8 protein-coding genes and 4 pseudogenes are annotated in these 23,153 nt (G+C 35.5%); 5 read left to right on the top strand and 7 right to left on the bottom strand.

Annotation, left to right across the window (positions count from 1 at the left end; all coding sequences use genetic code 11):
• Positions 1-205 precede the first annotated feature (205 nt).
• On the top strand, positions 206-3,664 hold the full coding sequence (locus tag CN601_RS16850) for a S8 family peptidase (RefSeq protein WP_098119410.1): 3,459 nt from the start codon (positions 206-208) through the stop codon (positions 3,662-3,664).
• A 423-nt stretch (positions 3,665-4,087) separates the two neighbouring features.
• Here CN601_RS16850 and CN601_RS27585 read toward each other — a convergent pair.
• From CN601_RS27585 to CN601_RS16835, 3 genes and pseudogenes are all read right to left on the bottom strand, one after another.
• A pseudogene (locus CN601_RS27585) lies at positions 4,088-4,392 on the bottom strand (ATP-binding cassette domain-containing protein); the annotation flags it as partial.
• 34 nt (positions 4,393-4,426) lie between these two features.
• Positions 4,427-5,095 carry a response regulator transcription factor gene (locus tag CN601_RS16840; protein WP_098119408.1) on the bottom strand — a complete coding sequence of 223 codons (669 nt, stop codon included), beginning with the start codon at positions 5,093-5,095 and terminating at the stop codon, positions 4,427-4,429.
• A 605-nt stretch (positions 5,096-5,700) separates the two neighbouring features.
• On the bottom strand, positions 5,701-9,795 hold the full coding sequence (locus CN601_RS16835; protein WP_098171732.1) for a S8 family serine peptidase: 4,095 nt from the start codon (positions 9,793-9,795) through the stop codon (positions 5,701-5,703).
• Between the two features lie 462 nt (positions 9,796-10,257).
• Between CN601_RS16835 and CN601_RS16830 the strand changes: the two are divergent.
• Positions 10,258-10,566, top strand: a pseudogene (locus tag CN601_RS16830) (IS3 family transposase); the annotation flags it as partial.
• A 187-nt stretch (positions 10,567-10,753) separates the two neighbouring features.
• On the opposite strand, the gene CN601_RS16825 reads toward CN601_RS16830, so the two are convergent.
• Positions 10,754-15,679 (bottom strand): S8 family serine peptidase, encoded by a 4,926-nt coding sequence (locus tag CN601_RS16825; protein WP_098171731.1) that lies wholly within the window; start codon positions 15,677-15,679, stop codon positions 10,754-10,756.
• Between the two features lie 1,179 nt (positions 15,680-16,858).
• Positions 16,859-17,993: pseudogene (gene tnpB / locus CN601_RS16820) on the bottom strand (IS200/IS605 family element RNA-guided endonuclease TnpB).
• Between the two features lie 589 nt (positions 17,994-18,582).
• Here tnpB and CN601_RS16815 point away from each other — a divergent pair.
• From CN601_RS16815 to CN601_RS16805, 3 genes are read left to right on the top strand one after another with little or no spacing between them, the layout of a single operon-like run.
• Positions 18,583-19,965: a spore germination protein gene (locus CN601_RS16815; RefSeq protein ID WP_098171730.1), complete on the top strand. Its 1,383-nt coding sequence runs from the start codon at positions 18,583-18,585 to the stop codon at positions 19,963-19,965.
• Complete coding sequence (locus CN601_RS16810) at positions 19,962-21,032, top strand: GerAB/ArcD/ProY family transporter (RefSeq protein WP_098171729.1); 1,071 nt, start codon at positions 19,962-19,964, stop codon at positions 21,030-21,032. Before CN601_RS16815 ends, CN601_RS16810 begins: the two co-directional genes overlap by 4 nt.
• Positions 21,029-22,165, top strand: a complete 1,137-nt coding sequence (locus tag CN601_RS16805; RefSeq protein WP_098171728.1) for a Ger(x)C family spore germination protein — start codon at positions 21,029-21,031, stop codon at positions 22,163-22,165. The genes CN601_RS16810 and CN601_RS16805 overlap by 4 nt, the downstream gene beginning before the upstream one ends.
• Before the next feature lie 132 nt (positions 22,166-22,297).
• On the opposite strand, the gene CN601_RS16800 is transcribed toward CN601_RS16805, so the two are convergent.
• Together CN601_RS16800 and CN601_RS16795 are read right to left on the bottom strand one after the other, a co-directional pair.
• Positions 22,298-22,651, bottom strand: coding sequence for a dockerin type I domain-containing protein (locus CN601_RS16800; RefSeq protein WP_098171727.1), 354 nt, complete (start codon positions 22,649-22,651; stop codon positions 22,298-22,300).
• Between the two features lie 67 nt (positions 22,652-22,718).
• A pseudogene (locus CN601_RS16795) lies at positions 22,719-23,024 on the bottom strand (zinc metallopeptidase); the annotation flags it as partial.
• Between the last annotated feature and the right edge of the window lie 129 nt (positions 23,025-23,153).

The following is a 23,153-nucleotide window of genomic DNA, read 5'->3' as shown; positions in this document are numbered from 1 at the left end:
CTATAAAGTGTCTAGTAATTCTATTTATCCTTACTAACTTTTAACAAACTATTAAACAACGAGACTTTCACCTTGATCTTTATACTTTGTCTTTAGTCAGTTTATAAGAGAAATTATTAGACATAAGATTTAAGTTGCTAATCAATCATTAAAATTAACCTACCTCTACGACTCTTCAAACATATGAATTTACCATTAGAAAGGAATGAGTTCAATTAAAAAGTCACTTATCATCCCAACAATCTGTTTACAGCTTGCGCTAATTCCCAGCTTAGTTTTGGGACAAACAACCGAACAAACTGACATTTCTGGCATTAAACCTGTCGATTCAGAGAAAGGGCAGGCTACTAACATTAAGACTGTTACATTACTTACTGGAGACAAAGTGGAGGTTACAACAGCACTGGACGGTAATCTATCGCTTAACGTCCAACCTGCACCAGGACGAGAAGGCGTCAACTTTTATGAGTCAGTCACTCGTGATAAAACCGGCAAACAAAACGCTACCGTCATTCCAATGGACGCTGTTCCACTAGTAGACTCTAAAGCACTCGACGAGAGGCTGTTTGATATCGACCAGCTAATCGCAGACGGGTATACGAACGAAAAGTCTGATTCTTTACCACTGATCGTTGGCTACAAGGACGACGCAGCAGTTTCTAGTTCTGATCCTTCCTCGCTGGGTGCGCTGAATATCGATCGTAATCTTCCAAGTCTGCACGGCTTTGCTGCAGATGTCGATCATGACGAAGCAGCAAAGCTTTGGAAACAGTTAACTACTGGCTCAAGTACACTGACACTCGATAATAATGTAAAGAAAGTCTGGTTGGATGGAAAAGTCCATATTGAGGACGTTGAGGCCAATAACTTAATTGGTTCACCCACCGTTTGGGCGTCTGGATACACTGGAAAGGGCGCCACTGTTGCCATTCTCGACTCAGGATACGATGCTACTCATCCCGACCTAGCAGGTCGAGTTATCGAAGCGAAGGATTTCACCGACACAAATGGAGTAGCCAAAGATACTTTGGGTCATGGTACACACGTAGCGAGCATCATCGCAGGAACTGGTGCTGCGTCTGACGGTATGTACCGCGGAGTTGCCCCGGACACTAGCCTGTTAATTGGAAAAGTATGTACCAATAGCAGCTGCGAGGAAAGCGATATTGTTGCCGGCATGGAGTGGGCTTCTAGTAAACACCCTGCTGCTATTAATATGAGCCTCGGTGGTGATCCGTCGGATGGCACCGACTCAATCTCTCAAGCTGTGAACAGATTGACAGAACAGACTGGCACATTGTTCGTTATTTCGGCAGGTAATTCAGGTGCGCCGTTCACTGTAGGGAATCCAGGTTCCGCGGACGCCGCGCTGACCGTGGCTAGCTCCACTAAGACAGATACGTTATCTACCTACTCAAGTCAGGGTCCGCGAGTAGGTGACCTAGCGCTAAAGCCAGACATCACCGCACCAGGGCAAGCTATTATTGCTGCGCGTGCTGCTGGGACTAATGCAGGTTCTCCAATTGACAGCATGTACACGAACATGAGTGGTACTTCGATGGCTGCACCGCATGTGACGGGCGCTGTTGCGATCATGAAGCAACTGCACCCCGACTGGACGGCTACACAGTTAAAAGCAGCATTAATGAGTAGTGCTAAGCCTCTTAGCGGAGTGTCAGTATATGGGCAAGGTGCCGGACGCCTCGACCTAGTTAGGGCAACAAATACGAATGTATATGCAACAAGTGGCAGTGTCAGCCTTGGCTTTCCATTCCCTCACTCTTCAGAGAAAGTCAACAGAACGGTGACATATCGAAATGATAGCGCTACTGATGTTACGCTGGAGTTGAAAACGAATGTTGCTGGGCCAGACGGCAAATCAGCACCAGATGGGATGTTCAATTTCAGTAGCAGCAAAGTTACAGTTCCAGCAAAAGGGACAGCATCGTTAGAAGTAACTGTGGATCCGTCTAAAGTGGGAAAATTAGGAGCTTACTCTGGGTATTTGACTGCAACAGCTGGAGAAACTTCTGTGAATACCGCGATTGGCGCTTACTTTGACATAGAAGCATATCCTTTGACAGTGCGCACGATTGATCGGAACGGCAATGCACCGACATCGGTTAGAGGAATCGCGTTTAACTCAGATACTGGCGAGAATTTTCAGCTGAACTTCTCTGATGGTGTATCTAATCAGCGATTACCTGTTGGCCATTACGACTTCAATACATTCATTGAATCGGTTGATTCAAAAGGACACAGAAAGGCAACAATTGCAACTCGACCAGACTTTTTGGTAAGTAAGAACGGAAATAAAAATGTGATATTGGATGCACGCACCGCGCTACCGATCACGGTAAAGGTGGACAAAGACAATGCAGGACGAGTTCACGCAGAAGTGTTCCATAAGTCGCAAATCATTAGCGATGAGGGCAATAATATTTCGTCCTCACGACAAGCATTCGTTGCGACATACGGTAACGACACCGAGTTTTTCGCTACTCCAACTGTGAAGGTTGCTGATCCAGTGCACCATATTTACCAGTTTGCGTATAGACCAACACTAGTACCAAGGGATGCTAACGGCAAAGTGCCGATGTATACCGCTAATGGCTGGTTCTACAATTTGGTCTTCCATAGTGAAGGTAATATCCCAGCAGATCTAAGCTTCCAAGTTCGCGATAAGGACTTAGCACAGGTTCACACAACATACCACGACCAAGGAAAGGTGGAGAAATTCTTCCGTACTGAACAAAGTTTACTTCCGGGTGGCGGCGGACTTGGTAATAAACACCAATTCGTAGATGCAGCACCACTAGCTGATCGCATAGAGTACTACACCGCTGATAAAGACATTAGTTGGTTGGGAATGATTGTACTTAACAGTGTAACGAATGGTGTAACTGGTCAGGGCGTTACCTACGACACTCGAATTATGAAAAAAGGCAAATCCGAGGTGGAATGGAACCGTGGCCCGGTCAACCCTTCTACAGCGTCAACTTTCGGTGGATTAGAGCTGTTTCCATCCAGGCGAACAGGTGATACAATCTCCTTCGGTCACCGACTATTCTCATTCGGCGAAGAAGGACACGAACTAACTGAATATACTGGGGCATCGAAGCTGACCGGTACAACAGCAGTAACACGTACAGGTGGCAGTTCAGGTTCGGTAGCTAGCCCTGTTGGAATAACTGTCATCGTCCCGGCAGATGATTCTGAATATACTGTCACAACTACTGCAACTCGCCAAGTTGGTTGGTCTGATCTAGGTACTCAAGCAGAAACAACATGGACATTCCACTCCAAGCGCCCAGCCGGAGGTGAAACTACACTACTTCCGCTGTTAATGATCCGTGCAGATGGAGATTTTTATGGAGCTGATGCTGTGACAAGAAGAGATACGGATTTCATCTTAAACCTTGACGTTAATCGTGAGGATGGTGCTAAAGTGAAGCTAACTAAGCTTTCAGTAGAAATCTCATTCGATGACGGAAAGACATGGTCTCAGAATCCTATATTCGCTCAGACTATAGACAGTGGAAAAACAATTATTAACCACACTTCAGGAGGATTCGTTTCACTCCGATTAAAAGCAGAAGATAAATCGGGTAATAAAGTTAGTCAGACTATGATTCGTGCTTTTCGAATTCCAAGTTATAAATAAAACCGTTCCCTAAAAAATAGTATAAGGACACCCCTACGTTTTTCATAGACGTGTATAGAACTAGATCCGAATGGAGAAAGGTTCCGTACACGTTTCTTTTTTCCTTCTCATCGAAGTTTTTTAAAACTTTACTTAATCATTTCTTTTTGATACTCATGTATTATAAAAAAATCTGTTCTAATTATTTTTAATTATCGAATGCATTTAACATCTATTTCATCTAAGCTAACGAGATTCCATTATATTCCAACGAATTTCACCATTATTTCAAGAAATATTAACCTTATCAACCAAGTTCACAGCTTTATCGATAAAATACACATTGTGTTCGCATTTCCAAATATTTGCTTAATTATTTTACAAAGCAAAACCCTTATTGATAAATCAATAACGGGTCAAGTTTATCCTACTATTAAATTATTACTAATTCTCAATCGCTATGTAGTAAAAACTATGTATAGATCGAGATTTCAATTTTGACAACAGACCGTCTCGAATGGTCTGATCCGATCACATAAATCTAGTACTCTTTCATCGTTAGTAAACATGATAGCTACTTTTCCTCTAGTCTTTACCTCTTCTGCTAACAACACATCCAGATCTCTATCTAGTTTCGAATCAAGACTGGCTGTAGGTTCGTCAGATAGCATAATTTCTCAGTCATTCATCCAAGCACGTACAATTGCTACTCTTTGCTTTTCTCTACCAGAAAGATTTTCTGAATAGTAATAATCAAATTGCAAATAAAGAGACTTCATTTATTTAAGCCTCCAATTTATATCCGATTCCACGAATCGTTTTAATCATAAAATCAGACGTTCTCATCCTGAATCTTTCACGTAATCGTTTTATATGAACATCAACAGTCCGCACATCACCATCAAAGTCAGGTCCCCAGATCAATTGAATCAAATCTTCTCTAGTAAAAATACGGTTTGGATATCTTCCGAGTTGGGATAATAATTCAAATTCCTTTAATGGTAAAATAAAAATATTTCCATTAATACTAACTTCATAGCTCATTGGATTAATCACTGTTTGATTCAGATGAATACACTCTGTACTCAGCATTTTATAGCGGCGTAACAACGCTTTGATCCTGAATTGCAATTCTTTTGGTTCAAATGGTTTAACCAAGTAATCATCTGCTCCATATTCGAAACCTATTTCTTTATCTTGTAACTGGTCTTTTGATGAAAGAATGATAATGGGAATATCATAGAAACTACGAATCTCTTCGCACAGCTCATAACCATTTTTATTCGGCATCATAATATCAATAACAGCTAGATGGATTTTTTCTTTTTTAAGAACTTCAGATGCTTCAAGTCCATCACAAGCTTTAAAAATACCAAATCCTTCATTTTGCAAATGCATTGACACTAATTCCCTGATACTGGGATCATCATCAACAATTAAGATATGGTTCATGGTATACCTCCAATTATGGACAACATAGTTAATATAAAATTCTTTATCTTAAATCATTTTCATAAAGTTATTCTTATTCATGACAGTGAATTCTATAGTTCCTGCAATAATAACAGCAATATAAGGTCAATTTTCACAATTGAATTTTACTAGGTCCAACTAGACTTTTTCATGTGACAAATTTCGTGAATTAGAAAATGAACTATAATGTTTCCAAACTTACTATCTACATTTTTTGTTTATGAGAACTCATTAAAAATCACTAAAAATAATTATCTAGTAGGTTTATTTTCCATAAAAAAAAGATAGTTGTGTCAGAGAATTTATCCAAACCTAAACTATCTTTTATAAATTGCATCTTATAAATTGTTATCAAAATCAATATAAAATTCTTAGCTGATTATTTAGTATTAATACAACAAAATATAATCCCCTTTAGTAGACTACCCATCCTTTTTATCAGATAGGCTTTTTTTCGTGTCTACTATAAGAGGATAATCTAGGCTATACTTTTAAAATGTTTCAAATCATTTGTGACATCATTTTTCAAATTACATTTAAGTACTTTATTTAACTTTTATAGTTCGTTTTACAGAATCGCTTTTTTATTGTATTCCAAGTTCACTCTTCACCGTCTCTAACGTCTGCGATTTATATTTCTTTTTCGGAGTAGGTGAATTACTATTTGTTGGATTTTGCATTAAGTAATTTTGTTCGACATATGTCAAATCCTTCGCATCGACAACTCCGTCAAAATTAATATCCGCTGCACGTTTGTTTGTACCCCAATATGTTTGAATATAGAGTGCATCCATTACATCGATCACATCATCTTGATTTACATCACCGGCAACAGCAAATTCACTAATGTATTGTCTAAGTTGTCCCCAAATTATGCCATTCTTCTCGACCCCGATCGGAAGCTGGATTTTCATCATAAAATGTCCTGGCAATTTGAACTCCCAACTAAATGGTTTATCAGTAACAGGAAGCTTAGAAATACGATAGTCTCCATAACTAATGATTGAAGACGTACCATCATATTTCTTACCGTTAGCATCGATTAATTGAATTGATGCTCCAAGTTTTGTCCAATCAGCGTTGTATGCTATGCCACTTGCTTTTAACGTGCCATATAATTCAGAGAATGTAGGCTGTAGTTGCCATTCCATTCCCGCTGAAGAGATGGAAATTCGATTACCTAACTCATTTGAATAAGCAACTGTCGGATTAATTGCTGCACTTACTGCAAATGCTGTATCCTTCGCTTTTAAAGTTAGATTGATTGCTGGGATATTACCAGTCACTGACTTTGTTCCATCCATCATCAACTTTACTATTGAATTATTGCCTATCGTTTCAACAGTTACACCTGCTGTGCCGTAATTCGCTAGTGCATTATTTGGCTTTGCGTCTATGATTTCAAGGCTTTGGCCAATGTTGCTAAGAGTCCACTCTGCTGATTTTAACTTATCTATGTTATTTAAAACTAGGGTTGTAGATATTGTTTCTCCCATTTTGATGGTTGTTTTGTCAGTCTTTATATATCCGTACGGTGTACCCGCTTTAACAAAATAGTAGTTTTTCTTGTCAGATGTATTTTGCGCCCAGTCTAGTCCATTTAATGTAAAACGTAAGAATGGATTGGATTCATTCATCGGTACATCTAGATTTACAGTTCCATCTGCCCCGACTGGAAGGACAGGATTAAAGTTTCCATTAATTGAATAGTTGAGCTTGTTGACAGACTGATTTATGTTCAATCCAGATACCATCAATTTTTCCACATCTTCATCTTTAACTTTAACTTGAAGAGGCACTGATTTTTGTCCTGGTTGATATTCAATAACTGGTGATTCATTTTGGTCTAAGTTAGTTGAAATGTCTGGGCTATTATTATCGATATACACATCATTATAAGTTGTAAAAGTATGATTTCGCTCACTTGTACCAATCGCTTTTATCTGGTAATGTCCAGGTTTTGCGTAGCTCCGTATAGTAGAAATTGGCTTGTCAGGTTTTCCAGTAAATGCATAATAAGTACCATCAAAAACGTTGCTAATAAAATAATTAGTATTATCATACGAATCTTCCATTGGAATTGTTTCTAAAAAGCCAATATCCTGACCAGTTTTTCCGTCTTCTAAAACTAAATCAAGCTTTTTCATAGGAGCTTTCAAGTTAAAATTCAATGCAACACTAGTAGTAGTATTAAATGAACGTTTTACATGTAAATGCGGCGGTGAGATTGCATTTGAAGAAAGGGAAGTAGAGTTAAACCCTTCTCCTGTGACACGAACTCCGAATGGAATTCGATATTGATCCTTTTTGTCTGTTGTATTTGTAACTACTAAATCCCCTTCATATATCCCCTGATTTGCTGAATTCGGAATCTTAAGTGTAGTATTAACTGGTACCGATTTCTTTCCGTCTACCTCCACAAGTGGAGCCACATCTAATTTGACACCGTTAGCTTTCGCATCGAGTGAACCATTTGCACCTGTTTTAAATTTGACTGCTACCTTGAACGTTTTCGTTTCGTTATCAAGATTCTGGAATGTTAATTTCTTAGTGATAGTCTGTTTAGAATCAGCATATTGACTTCCAAAGCTAATTCCGCCTGTTTGATCTTTCATCATAACTACTTTTCCGTTCACAGGAATTGGCGTTTCATCTTGAACTTGAAGCATCATTCCTGTATGAATAGCACGATAAGGATCTACTCTTCCTGCTCCTACATCAAATACACTATTGCTTTCATCCATAGGTTTAGCTGTATTCATCAAAATCGTTTTAATATCTCCTGGCTGAAGATTTGGATTCGCCTGAAGTAGCAGAGCAGCAATTCCAGTTACATGTGGAGCAGCCATTGATGTACCTGACATTCGGTTATAAGCATATTTATAATTTGTTGAGTCATTTCGCCAAATCGCATAAGCAGGTACGCTTGATAAAACACTTACACCAGGCGCTGTAATTTCTGGTTTTATATCATAATTTTTACGAGAAGGTCCACGGGAGCTGAAATAAGCCAGTTCGTCACCTTTTGTATATTCTTCTTTAAAATTGTTGAAAGTCATCTTGTTATTACCAGCAGCTAATTGTGTAATTAAATCTAGTCCTTGTTCATAACTAAGCGAAAATGTAGGAACAAAGTTTTGTTCATCTCTAACATATTCTAATGGTCCTGCATTTGGTATATTGTTATAATTTAATACTGCAATTGCTCCATGGTCTTTTGCATAGACAACTTTGTTTTGTGTTCCAATAACTCCAGTACTAACTAAGGCTATTTTTCCAGTTACATCTTTATTCGTGTAATCATTTACATTTCCAACACCTAAATCAACAATCTCTAAAGTTTGTTTATCAAATGATCGTAAGTCTTCTGTAAAGTTTGAATAAAGATTACTTAAATCGTAAGTTTTGTTTGAATCACCGCTTAGTACCCCTGTATATTTCGCGATCGATATCGGAGTACTGCTTGCCCCAACGGTAAGTGCTAATGCAGCTGTTCCCGGTGTTCCAAGTGTATAAGAACTAGGTCCGGTGTTCCCTGCAGAAACAACTGCAGTTACACCGCTAAGTACTGCATAATTAATAGCTGTACTCGTAGGGTAAAATGGATCATTGATGTTTGTTCCTAAAGAAAGATTAATAACATCCATTCCATCCGAGACTGCTTTGTCAATTCCAGCTAAAATAGTATCTAAAACCCCTGTACCATATGGTCCAAGAACACGATATACATATAGATCTGCGTCAGGTGCAATCCCTTCTACAGCAACACCACCAGTGTTTTTAGCTTGACCTGCAATGGTACCTGATACGTGAGTTCCGTGTTCTGTATAATATGCACCTTGCCCTTCTGTTGGTGGTTTCGAACCGCTTTTTACCCAATCATCATACGTTGTTTCCATAGGGTCATTATCGTTGTCAACAAAGTCATATCCGCCTTTATAGGCACCTTTTAAATCTGGATGGTTATAATCGATACCCGTGTCGATTACTCCGACTTTAACACCTTTTCCTGTAAAACCTTCCTCATGCAGCTTATCTACTCCAAGAAATGGTATACTTTCAATATTTCTAGTAGAATCTTTTTCTCCTGTAGTATCTGAAATTACTGGTGGTTCGACAGTAAATGTAGCACTTTTATATACAGCTTTTACAGCATCAGATTGTAGAAGAGACTTAACTTCGTTGGCAGGTAGTTTAATAGAAACTCCGTTGTAAGCAGTTTTAAAACTACGCATAATTTTATAGGGGGATTTCCCGCTTTTCTCCTTTGATGCAGGCATTATTTTCTTTAAATCCGTACTAAAAGAGTCATGTTCACGATCTATGTTACGTTTCGCTTCAGCATTTGTTAGTTTCTTCCCTTTAATAGCAGCTTCAAGAATCGCTGGTTCCTCTGGCTTGGAATTAAATTCGACAATGACAGACGTTTCCTTATCGCTCTTTAGATCTTTTTCATTAAATCCTTGCAAACCATAGTTTTCTGTTGCTTCCATTTTCGTTAATGCATCTCGTTGTTCTTGTGTTAAAGAATTCAAAATTTGTTCAGCCTTTGAATTTGTTGCAGCTGAAGCGGAAACAGTACCATTTTGTGAAGGTGGAATTAGTATTCCCAATAAAATAGCAGCTGTTGCAGTGCTTTTTACAGCTCGACCAAGCCAAGTGAAATTTGATATTTTCATATAACCCCTTACCTCTTTCTAAAATAAATAGTCTATTAGTCACAAATATCGTTTAAAACTTACACCCTTTCTGTTCTTAATACTAATTAATAATCAGAATATTAGCAATTTAGTCTTTCTTATTTGACATTTTTTTTAATTTCCATCTTTTCAAAAAAATGATCATACTAGTTCTTTTTACATAACAAATTTTAACTAGTATTCTATAATATTTAAAAATGTTAAAATCCTATTAATTTTGCTGTAACTTAACTATTTTCACCATTTACAAATACTTACTTTATTAACATGAATAAAAAACATTATATAAATATAATGTTATTAAATAAAAAAGGTTAAATATTGTCCTAAATCATTTTTTATTATTAATAAATTCGAACTATATAAATTGTTCCAATAATGAAATCACAACTTTTTTACTATACTTCAGAAATAAAATTTTACATGGTTATAAAAAATGATGAATCCCCTATCCTACATTCAGATCAAGGGTGGAATTACAAAATGAAACAATATCAGTATCTACTTAAAGAAAATAAAATCATCCAAAGTATGTCCCGAAAAGGTAACTGTTTAGATAATGCAGTTATGGAGAACTTCTTTGGTTTATTAAAGTCTGAATTATTTTATCTTCATGAATTTAAGAGTATAGAAGATTTTACTTTAGAATTAGAAAAGTATATCCACTACTACAATCACAAACGAATTAAGACAAAATTAAAAGGATTGAGCCCTGTACAATACAGGGTCAAATCCTCCCAAGCAGCGTAATTAAATTATGTGTCTAACTTTTTGGGTTCACTTCAATTTTTTATCTTGTGGTTTTTTTACTTTAACTACCTATATATATTGCTCATTCTTTAGATTTCCTCATTACTGCTCTAAAAAAAACATGTATCCAAAGTCGAATACATGCCCAAAGACTACCCATTTCGAAACTATTAATTAATTAAACTACTTACTTTCTAGCTCCGTCTTTTCCAACTCTATATTTGCCTACTTTACCATTTACTGCCATAGCGCCAGATTTGTAGAAGTAGTAATATTTACCGTTTATTTTTTTCCAGCCATTAGTAAATTTTGAGCCATCGCTGTTTAAGTAATACTTTTTACCGTGTAGTGATAACCAGCCCTTTTTCATTGCACCGTTTTTATCAAAATAGTAATATTTACTATTAATTGATTTCCAGCCATTGCTAAATCTTGAACCATCGCTGTTTAAGTAATATTTCTTACCACTTACCGTTAACCAACCAGTTTTCATTACTCCATATTTATCGAAGTAGTAGTTTTTACCGCTAATTGATTTCCAGCCATTGCTAAATCTAGAGCCATCGCTGTTTAAGTAATACTTCTTACCACTTACTGTTAACCAACCAGTTTTCATTACACCGTTTTTATCGAAGTAATAGTTTTTACCACTAATTGATTTCCAGCCATTGATAAATTTAGAGCCGTCGCTGTTTAAGTAGTACTTCTTACCACTTACTGACACCCAACCAGTTAACTTAATACCAGCTTGATTGAAGTAATATGTTTTTCCACTTACCGTATACCAGCCAGTTACTTTCTCGCCTTTACTATTTAAATAGTAAGTATTTTTACCATCGTTTAACCAACCAGTTTGCATGTAGCCATCTTTATTAAAGAAGTACCACTTGCCACTAACATTTAACCAGCCAGTGTGAAAAGAGCCGTCTTTGTCCGCGTAAATGTATTTAGTTCCAACTTGTTTCCAAGCGTTACGTAATAGACCTGATTTAGCATCAAAGTATGCTTTACCATCATATAAGTTGAAGACACCAGTTTGTGCTACACCCTTAGAATCAAAATAGAAGTAGTTATTACTTTCTGGAACAAAAGTAACATCAGTCGCCATTAAACCGCCTTCTTGGTCAAAGTAATAGCGTTTTCCATTTAAATCTAACCAACCTCTGTGCATTTCGCCAGTTTTTGGATCAAAGTAGAATGTAGATTTCCATGTGTAATCATCTTCTGTTTGTTTTAATTCTAAGAAGCCTTTGTGCATTTTACCATTTTCGTCGTAGTAGTAAACTTTATTATCATCATTCACTACCCAACCAGTTGTGATTGGAGCATCTTCACGATTAATTACTACTTCCTTCACTGTTTCATTTCCAGCAAGGTCAGTCGCTTTTAATACAACTTTATTTTCGCCTTCTTTTAATGGAATAGTCACTTGATAATCCTTATTTAGTGGCGTTAAGACACTCACCGGATCCTTTAATGGAACTTCAAATTCATGGTTTTCACCAACGTAGAATTCTAAGAAGTTGAAGTTATCTTTTAGATTTACATTAAATGTTACATGATCTACATCTTTATTTACTCGAGCTGGCGCATCTACATTAATTTCAGCAGCTTTTGTATCAACGTAAATATGACGAGCAATCGAGAAGCTTTTGTTAGCAAGGTCTGTTCCTTCTACTTGAACAGTATAATGACCATCTTGGTCAAACATTAAAAATGTTGAATAGTTGTAGTGTCCAGTTTCTGGATCAAAAGTAATTGGAACTTCTTTTCCATTAACCTTAACTGATTTAACACCAATATCATCTGTTACGAAACCTTTAACTGGCACTTTCTTATCATTGTAAGTTCCCCATGGTTCTGGTGAGTTCGGAACATATCCTCCACTACCATCTGGTGTACCATCAGTGATATATACTAAAGGAAGATCTACATCACCAATTGCAGCTGTATCTTCTGACGCATTACCAGCATAATCCATAGCAACTACTTCAACTACTGATTTATCTGGAGCAGTAGCTAAATCATATGAAGATTTTGTTTTATCAGTTTGTCCAACAAGGTTTCCATTTACGAAGATATAATACCCTTCAACCCCAGTTCCTTCATCCAATCCATCCCAAGTAACAACCTTCTTATCTGCATCGTAAGTTGCATGAATACTTGGCGCATGAGTATCAACATAGACTGGGATCATCTTAGACTGCCATTGTGCACCTTCATAGCCAATTACAGATTTAATCTCATAACTGTATAAACCGTCTGGAACGACTTGACCATTTACTTTACCATCCCAAATAGTTGCATTGCTATACTTTAGTATGTCGCCGTTACCATTGTTAAAGTTATTTTTTGTAACATCAGATTGAGCACTTAAACGGCGAAGGAATTTACCATCTTTGTCAAGGATATTATATTGTACTTCTGATGCATTTCTTAAGAATGATGGAACTGCATTGATATTATCATCATATTGATCCTCGTTTGGTGATAACGCATAATAATTCTTTCCAGGAACAGAACCCCAGAAATAATTATCGTCATCTCGTGTCATGTCCTTTGCATATGGGCCATAAATAGGTTGTAAATCGAAATAACGATTTTCACCAAGATCCTTGAAACCATCCACGATTGGAAGGCTATCCCACTTCCCATAGAAGCCTACGTATGGGGCCGTTAAGTTTGGTTGACCATCAGTACCAATAAGATTTACAGAACCTTCAACAAAAATATTACTATGAAGATCTGCAAGTATCTTCTTTCCACTCTTATCAAAACCTGGAATTTTTGCATTTGTTAAATCAATTTTAACAGTGAAATCAACGGATTGACCTGCTTGAACTTTTATCGTTTCAGGAGCATCTATTTTAATACCTTTAAATGCCCCTGCTTGAAGGGCATTGCGATCAGCGCCAATAGTTTGATAGAATTCATCTGTTAATGCTGTTGTATCTACTTTATATTCTGCATCTTTATCAGAAATATTTTTAGCTGTGAAAGTCATTGAAACTTGCTTAGATTGGAAATCCTTCAATTCGGACTTTGCTTCACCAGTTAACTTGTTAAAGAAGTAAACAGGTGTTGTAACAGCATTTTCAATTTGCATCATACCAGCACCTTGACGGCGTGGAGAGTATGGATGACCATCTAAGTCATTAATCACTTTCGCAGTATTCATCAACAATACTTTTGCCAAGTGAGTACGTTCACTAACATTTAACGAACTAAAACGTTTATCATTTTTCAGATACTCTTGTACTAATGCCGATCCACCAGCTACATGAGGAGATGCCATTGAAGTACCACTCATCACTTCATATTGATTATTATTAACCGTTGATAAGATATTTCCACCAGGAGCAGTGATTTCAGGCTTTAATTCAAGGCTAGGAGTAACTCCCCATGAAGTAAAGCTTGTCATACGGCCCATTTCAGCGTCTTCAGTTCTCTTTGTTTGGTTCACATGCATTGTTCCTGGACTTGTAATTGCATTAGCTAAAGTTAAACCTTCTGCACTTGTGTTAATAAACATCATTGGAATATCAAAACCGCCTAGGTCAGCGTATTGAACTCCGTTTGTCGCATTCCATACGATAATACCAACCGCACCGGCTTGAGCTGCATACTTCGTCTTATCAGCAAAAGTAAGTGAACCACGAGCCACAAGAACAATTTTGCCTTTAACATCTACACCGTTATAATCGCTTGGAGCACCTAATTTGTATGTTCCATTATCATTTATTCCAAGATTAACGATTGGAAGGTTTCCGCCAAATTTATCTGATAGATTTTTCCAATCATCGATCCCATTACCTGTAACACTAAGATTGTTACCTTCAACAGTTATAGCATGTTCATAAAGGTAAGCTTCATTTCCAGAAGCAGCTACTGAAATCGTATCTTTGTTTAGGCCAGGTGCTCCTGTTACACCGATATCAGGGTTTTGAGTAAGAGGATCGTCCCATCCGTAACCAATTTGATTCGAGTTACCAGAAGAAACAGCGCAAACAATACCATTCTCAACTGCGCGAGTAATCGCAAGGTCTTCCGCACTATTTGGCTCATAGGAAGATGCCACAGAACCAAGACTCATATTTAAGACATCAGCGCCTAGTTTAATAGAGTCATCGATTGCAGCTAAATAAATATCAGACCATGTAGAACCATAGCTTGGGTCATTACTGAATACCTTCATCGCAAGAACTTGTGCTTCCGGTGCAACCCCTTTAACGCCGCCGTTTGCTTCATCACCGTTTGCTGCCGTAATACCCGCTACATGCATACCGTGCATTGAAGCACCAGGTCCAAGATCCGTAACAATACTGTTTTGGTCAAAATAATTATAGCCATAAGGAACCTTGTCAGTATAGAAATGACCTGGTAATGATTTATCCTGTACAAGTTGAGCTACTTTATCTTTTGTTAACCCTTCTTTTGAATGATCTGTTAATTTAAAATCACGGTGTGTAGGATCAATTCCTGTATCAATAATGGAGATAACCATACCTTTACCATCGTATCCTGTGTCTTTCCAAGTTTCTTTAGACTGGATAAATTGATGACTTTTCGTCATATCTGGGGTAACTAGCTCAGATGTAGGACGATTATATTCGTTTGCTAAATAAACATTTTTTACACCTGAAGTAGCTTCAATTTTTGCTACATCACCAAATTCAACAACACCGCTGAAACCATTAAATGCAGTTGAATATCGCTTCTTATAATTAATGCTGATTCCTTTTCCTTGTAATTTAGATTTTACCGCATTTTGTTGGCTCGCTACTTTTGCATAAAGACTAGCCTTTTGACTCTCAGGTAATTCCTTAAATAATTTCCCTTGTTTTGTTGCGTATTCAAGTGGTGATTGGCCATCCACTTCAACGATGACTCGTACTTTATCTGATGCTTTTAAATTTAATTTAGTATCAGATACTTTGTTTTTGTACTTTTGATTCTTTGAATCCTCTAATTGTCTAATTTGTTTCAACTTTGATGTTAAATCACCTGGTCGATAAGAATCTGCTAATGTTGGTGAAACCGTAGCCAAATTAGAAAGCGCAAGAGCAGATGCTAAGGCATATGTAGTTAATTTACGATTCTTTATGTTGTTCATTTCCCAGTTCCTCTCAAGAAAATTTTAAGTAAATAATAAATTAGATTAATAGAAACATTCTTCAAAATAACTTTCTCAGTTAGATGAAGTCATTCGAGGAATATCGACAGATTCAGGACGCATTTCTCAATTAAGAACAAATCAAATTGATCCCAAAAATTTTTCCAGTTCCCCTCTAGATATCTCCTTTCAGAATTTAAAAGTGTAGAAAGCTTACTAACGACAAGCGATAGCATTCTTAATCTAATGTAACGAATTTATATTAAATCAACTTGATCATCGCCGTCAAACGAGTTTTTTTAATATTCTCTTTAACTCGAATATTCAATAATTGTCATTGAAATTGAGAAGTACTAAAAAGTATTAACATTTGAATTTTACTTAAGGGTATTCAGAGTTTAAAGTTGAGTTTGTGAAGAAATGTACTTAAACAACTGCCATAATAGCAGGTTGTTGAATAGAGTAAAGAAAAAAGCTCAAACCTTTGATACAAAAGAGTTTGAGCTTTTTCATTTATGTTATTATTCAACGTAGATAATCACGATTTCAACGAAAAGTCTTTGAAATTAGTACCATATTTAATTCAAAAGAAACTCCGGATTCACTAATCAACAGAATTTTAACTTTATTTAACGATTTTGACCATTTTGTTAAACACAAAAGTAAATATAAAAATGCTTACTGAACGTTTAGAACATAATAACCTTCGATTTAACTCGAATAAATCGTTACTTTTTCAAATAAAAAATCAGAAAACATTACACATCAAAATGCTGATATGACAAGCTTTTAGATTATGATCCAACTGGAAGCCAATCAACGACCCCTACCCTGTCAATTACAGGATGCGCGGATTATTCAGTAATACTGAATATCTTAGGTCAATTAAGTCCATTAAATTAAGGGTTCAATGTAATTTTATGCAAGGCTTGTCTTTTATCTCAATAGTTTCTAGTAAGTCTGTGCAATTTTTGTGCAATGAATTTGAGGTAGGCTGTACTTATCAAATTTACGAAGTAGAATAACATGTTGAACTGCTCACCACTTAACACCCTTACGGGTTGTTTGAAGTGGGAGATTCTTGGGAACAGGGCATACTTGCTAGTGTATTTCTTTGCCAGCAGAGGTTTCTCTTATTTGCCAAGCTATCCCCGTAGATTCCTACGGTTCTATGATTATTTATGCCAAAGCCAAAGTACGTAAGCCTTCTGCTAGAATATTTTTACTGGCATTTACGTCTCGATCATGATGTTCATGGCAAATCGGACAGGTCCATTCCCTGATTTCATGAGATTTTTTGCCACCTTGGTGCCCACAATCGGAACATATTTGACTGGATGGAAACCATTTACTCACTTTTATGATTGTTTTACCGTACCACGTAGCTTTGTATTCTAATTTCGTTACAAAAGCAGACCATGATACATCAGAGATCGATTTGGCTAATTTGTGGTTACGTAACATTCCTTTCGTATTCAGGTTTTCGATACAGATCATATCGTGGTTTTTGATGATTTCTGTACTCAACTTGTTAAGGAAAATCGTCACGTTGATTCATTACTCTTTCGTGTAATCTAGCGACTTTTCGTTTTTGTTTCTGATAGTTTTTTGCATCAAGCAGGTTAATCCCATTCTTATTAGCATATAACGCACGTCTTGAAAGCTTTCGCTGTTCACGTTTTAGTTTCTTTTCCATTTTGGCAGTAAATTTATTGTTGTCAATCTTGCGACCGTCAGAAAAAATGGCAAAATCAGTGATACCTAAGTCTATGCCAATCGATGATTCAGCTTTCTCCAGTGGTTGTACTTCTACTTCTGTAAGAATGGATACAAAGTATATACCACTTGGATTTCGTCTAACGGTAGCGTTAAGAACACGACCATGTACTTCGCGGCTTTTAGCAAAGCGAACAAGACCAAGTTTAGGTAGCTTCATTTTGTTTCCGACAACAGCAATATTTCCATTCGTTTCTTTTGTTGTGTAGGATTGAGCTGGATTCTTTTTAGACTTAAAGCGTGGTGCTTTATTCTGCTTTTTGAAGAATCGTGAATATGAATCGGCGAGGTTTTTCAGTGAGGATTGAAGAGCAATGCTGTCAACTTCTTTTAGCCATACTAACTCTTTTTTCAACTGTGTTAATTCAGCAGAACAAGAATTATACGTTAATCCTTTGCCAGTTTCTTTGTATGTGTCATTCCATTGTCCTAAAAAGCGATTGAATACAAAACGACTACATCCTATTGTTTTAGCGATTAGGGTTTCCTGTTCTTTAGTTGGATAGATACGGAATTTATATGCTTTATTGACTAGCATTTTTTCACCTCACTTCATTACAACTAACACAAGTTGGTAATACATTAAGAATACTGATTATCGCTACCTAATTTCATTGTAATATCAGACTTTCTCTTACTCAAGACTGAAAAGATCATTGAGACATGAAACGGGCAACAAAAAAAACTTTTAGTCTTACTCCTAACCGACATTCATCTCCCACCTATTACTGCTGTTATCACACCTTCACGTAATTGAGGAAGGAGTCTTATGTCGGAAAAAGATAAAATTAGTTAGCTTCAGTAGAAATCTTTTCTGTAGCTCGTAATGCTCTACGTAAGATCTTACCTGTACTATTTTTAGGCATTACAAAAATAATTTCGATTTCTTTAGGTACTTTATATTTTGCTAATTTCTCTTTACAGAAATAGACTTATTCATCAACTGTAACACTATCATCATTATATAACGAAAAGATCAGAAAATTCATTCTAATTTACCACACCCCTAGTTCAGTCTCTTCAATAAGTACTTTGTTGGTTTCAGGTCTAATTTCCATACATATCCAATTCACACTTTGGTAATAATATCTATATTCATTGCGGTGTTTTTTAAGGAGTTGGATATTATGGAAGTAAATGAAAAAACCTCCATGCTAGAAGAAGTAAAAAGCGCTTTTCAATTTAGCTCAGATTTTAAATATAAAAACTATTCAATTGGTGAAGTGACTCTTCATTTATGTTATTTAGACACAATGATTGATTCAGAAGTTATTCAGACTCATATATTAGAACAGGTTGTTTCAAAAGATCATTCAGATCGAATAATCACAACTATATTAGACTCTAATGATGTATATACACTTGATGAATGTATACAAGCAATTTTATCTGGAAATGTCATTGTATTTAACAATAACAATAAAAGTAAAGCAAAGTCCTACTCTGCACCTAGTAATAATAGTGATCGTTCAATAACAGAAACAGTTTCTGAAACCATAACATTAGGTTCTCATGACAGTTTTGTTGAAAGTCTTAAAATCAACTCAACTTTAATTCGAAAAAGATTACGTACTAAAGAATTAATCATCAAAAATATGACGATTGGTAAAAAATATCCTGTGTCACTTTCCATTTTTTATTTAAATGATCTGACTCCACAATCAATGCTTCAGACGATTGAACAAAAAATAAAAGAGCTAGAGTCAAGTGGAAAAGTTGAACCTGAGCGAATGATTGAGTCTGTACATATACAAAATATTATAGAAGAGTATCCCTCTTCTCCATTTCCACAAGTAATGTTCACAGAAAGACCTGACCGTACAGTTCGTCATTTATTATCAGGTAAACCTGCAATCATGCTCGATAACGACCCAAGCGCATTATTATTTCCTTATGATATTTATGGTTATTTTCGTAGTGTAGACGATTTTAATTTCCGATGGCTTTTTGGGATATTTTTTTATTGCTTAAGAATATTCGCATTTTGGATAGCAGTATTATTGCCTTCAATCTATATTGCTGTTACAACTTATCATTCGAATATTTTACCTGTTTCTATTTTTTATACTTTAAAACTATCAATTGAAAATGTGCCACTTCCACCTTTAATCGAAGCTTTTTCGATGATCATTATATTGGAGCTACTGAAGGAAGCAGCTTTAAGGCTTCCAAATCCTATTGGGTCAACAATTGGTACAGTTGGAGCAATTGTTATTGGAACATCTATTGTACAAACGAATTTAATCTCAAACTCAATGGTTGTTGTGATTGCAGTGACTGCCATTGCATCTTTTTCACTTCCTTCAAAGGAAATGTCTGTTGCCTCAAGAATAATGGGATTACCTCTGTTAGTCCTTTCATCAATTTTTGGTTTTATTGGTATTAGCTTGGGGATCTTTATGATTTTAGCCCACCTATCAAAAATAAGAGCATTTAGTTATCGATATGTAGAAAATCCAGGTTTCTCCGAATTTCCTCTTCTAAAAAGTAGGAAGGGGAAATCATCATGATTAATAATAAGCACCTATTCTATTTAATTATATTTACACAATTTGGTGTTGCCATTACAAGCTACCCTTATAATATTTATAAAACGGCTGGCCACGATGGATGGATTTCGTCCCTTATTGGTGGTGTGATCATTCAAATTTTATTACTTCTTTATTATGGTTTATATAAAAAATTTCCAAACAAAAGCTTTACTGACTATACAAAAATAATAACGAACCCATTTATTGGAACATGTATAAATATTAGCTATTTCATTTATTTTTTGTATGTTGTGCTCATAATATCATTAAGATTTTCTGATATTATTACGATTTGGATTTTTCCCAGAAGTCCTTCTTGGCTTATTCTGATTTTATTTTTGCTAACAGCGTACATTGTCGCAAAAGGGGACATTCAAACAATTGCAAGAACATACGTACTATGTACATTTATCTTTATTCTATTTATCTTTTTCCTATTATCTGCGTATGGTAACGTACATATTGGCAGAATATTACCTATTGGTCAATCGCCAATTAAAAAGATCGGCTCTGGTGCATATTCGTCTTTTATTCAAATGCTAGGATTCGAAATCTTTTTATTTTTATCGCCAAGTTTTCAAGATACAAAAAAGAAATTACTTACTTTAACTTTCGCAAATATCTTTACTACATTATTATATACTTTTGTCATTTTCACGTCTTATATCAGATTAAGTAATAAAGAAAATAGTTATATTATAGATCCAATCCTTTATATTTTTAAAACATATCACTCAAAAATGATCGAAAGTCTAGATACAATATTTTTAAGTTTTTGGACAATTGTCATTTGTGCAACAGTAGTGAACTATATTTATATTGTTAGTAAGGATGTTCATAAGCGTTTATCTTCAATTGTAAAAAATAGGCAAAGTATTTTATTTTTCATTATTTTATTAATATTTTCATTTTATCCATTGATCTCATTGCATGTAATAAAAAGAGAAACGCTCGTTAATTTCGGAAGTTATTTGGACCCCATTTTTATTATCATTATTCCATTTCTATTGTTCCTAATTAATAAAGTTAGGGGGCTAATAAATTGATTCGAAAATCAATTAAAATTTTTTGTCTATTTCCACTTCTTTTATTAGCTACAGGCTGTTGGGATTCAAGATCAATTAATGATAAATCATTGGTAAATGGGATTAGTTTTGATTTAGATAAAGATAAAAAAGTTGAGGTCAATGCACTAATTCTGGATATTATCGGTAAAGGGGCTGGCGTTTTCGATTTCCAAAATGAATCCGTTACTTCTAAAAAGGATTCAGTGTCTCAAGCCGGGATGGAAATACAATCATTTTTACCTGGAGATATTACGACATCGAAAACTAGAATTTTATTGTTAGGTGAAGATTTCTCGAAAACAAATTTTATTCATCTTTTAAGTACTTTTAGACGAAGAACGTTTTCAAGTCTAAATGTTTCAGTCGCAATAACAAATAAACAGCCTGCTAAAAACGTTTTAGAATTAAAAACGCTTGGAACTAAACCTTTATCATTTATGTTAAAGGATACAATTGTTAACGCCGAAGCAACTTCAGTTACTCAAAAAATGGAGCTATTTAATATTTTCACAGCTGCTTCCGAAAAAGGAGTTGACTTTACTTTACCTGTAGTAGATATTACGCTAAAAGATCGTGTAAAAGTTATAGGTGCAGGCTTAATGCATAATGCTCGCTATTCTGGTCATTTTATCTCTTCTGATCAATCTCCACTTCTTCTAATGATGATGGGGAAATACGGAACTACTGGCAATTTTATTACGAAACTTCCTGCAAAATATAAAGAACCTTACAATACGATGTCTTATGAAATTATTCGACCAAAAAGAAAATTATCTGTTTCTACTTCTAAAGATAAAATAAAAGTGAACTTAAAAATAAATGTAAATGTAAGAATAAACGAAATTACATCAATTAAAATGTTAAAGGAAGATGAAATTTGGTCTATTATCAAAAAAGATTTAAATAAAAGAGCTCAAGAGGTTATCAAGGAAATCCAACTTGCTAATAGCGATACATTAGGTATAGGTCAATATTTAAAAGAACATGATTCAGAAAAATGGAAAAAACTAGATTGGGAAAAAGTATATCCCACTATTAAAATCCAACCAAAGATTATTGTTACAATATTAAGTACTGGTTCAATTGGAAAAGAGTCTCAAGTTGAGGAATAAGTAATGAAAAAGATAGTGAAGGCAGTTGATATACTGCCTTTACTATCTTTTTTAAATATTATCTAGTTCTAAGCTCACATACTAAAACTACTATAAAATAAAAGTAAGAGAAGNNCTTCTCTTACTTTTATTTTACTTTAATCCTAATTGAGTTAAAACATCGTCAAGTGTTACACCTTTATAAGCTGTCTTAGCCTTAGGTGGATTTGGAACAGTACTATTTTGTAAACCGTAGTTTTTAACTACATAGTCCATATCCTTTTTATTTACAACTCCATCGAAGTTCAAATCAGAACCTGTTTTATTCGTGCACCAATATGTTTGGATATTTAATGCATCTAAAATATCAATGACATTATCTTTATTCGAATCTCCAGCTTTAGGTTGAGTGGAAAAAGTTCTTAATTTTCCGATTAAATCACCACGAACGTCATCTGATAGCACAAACGACTTATACACCGTAAAATGACCTGGTGCAGTCTTCATTTGTGAAGGTTCTTTTCCTATTATTCTTATCCCTAATTATTCTCTTCAGTTTGTCCCTAGAAAAAAATCAAAAATCATCAATTCTAATACTGATATCAGTTGCTGCTAAATAAGTAAGTGCTGCTGCGCCTAATACTTTGTTTACACCTTTTAAATCAGTATCATGAATAATGCCTTAAGCTAACATGAACTTTTCAGCTCTAGAACTAGCATTATATTCAACTGGCAAAGTAATAAGCTGAATTGCTACTGCTATTGAAAACAATAAGATCCCTACTCCAATTAGAGAGAAAGCTTGCAGTAAGAATCCACCTAATAATAGTAACGGAGATGCAATTTTTGCAATCGGAAAGATTTTGTGACGAAGTGTTAAAAATTAGTACTTTGTAAAAAACGTTCAATAATACTTTCCATTGTTCGGTTAAGCAGTAAAGTATTTACATCTTTTATGGACAGAATAGTTATGGGTATTAAGGGAAAAATAGGATAAAATTACTATTTG

This window comes from Bacillus sp. AFS017336 (assembly GCF_002555445.1).
In the GTDB taxonomy this organism is placed as follows: domain Bacteria; phylum Bacillota; class Bacilli; order Bacillales; family Bacillaceae_G; genus Gottfriedia.
The sequence above is the reverse complement of the archived record's forward strand: the minus strand, read 5'-3'. Positions and strand labels throughout refer to the sequence as shown.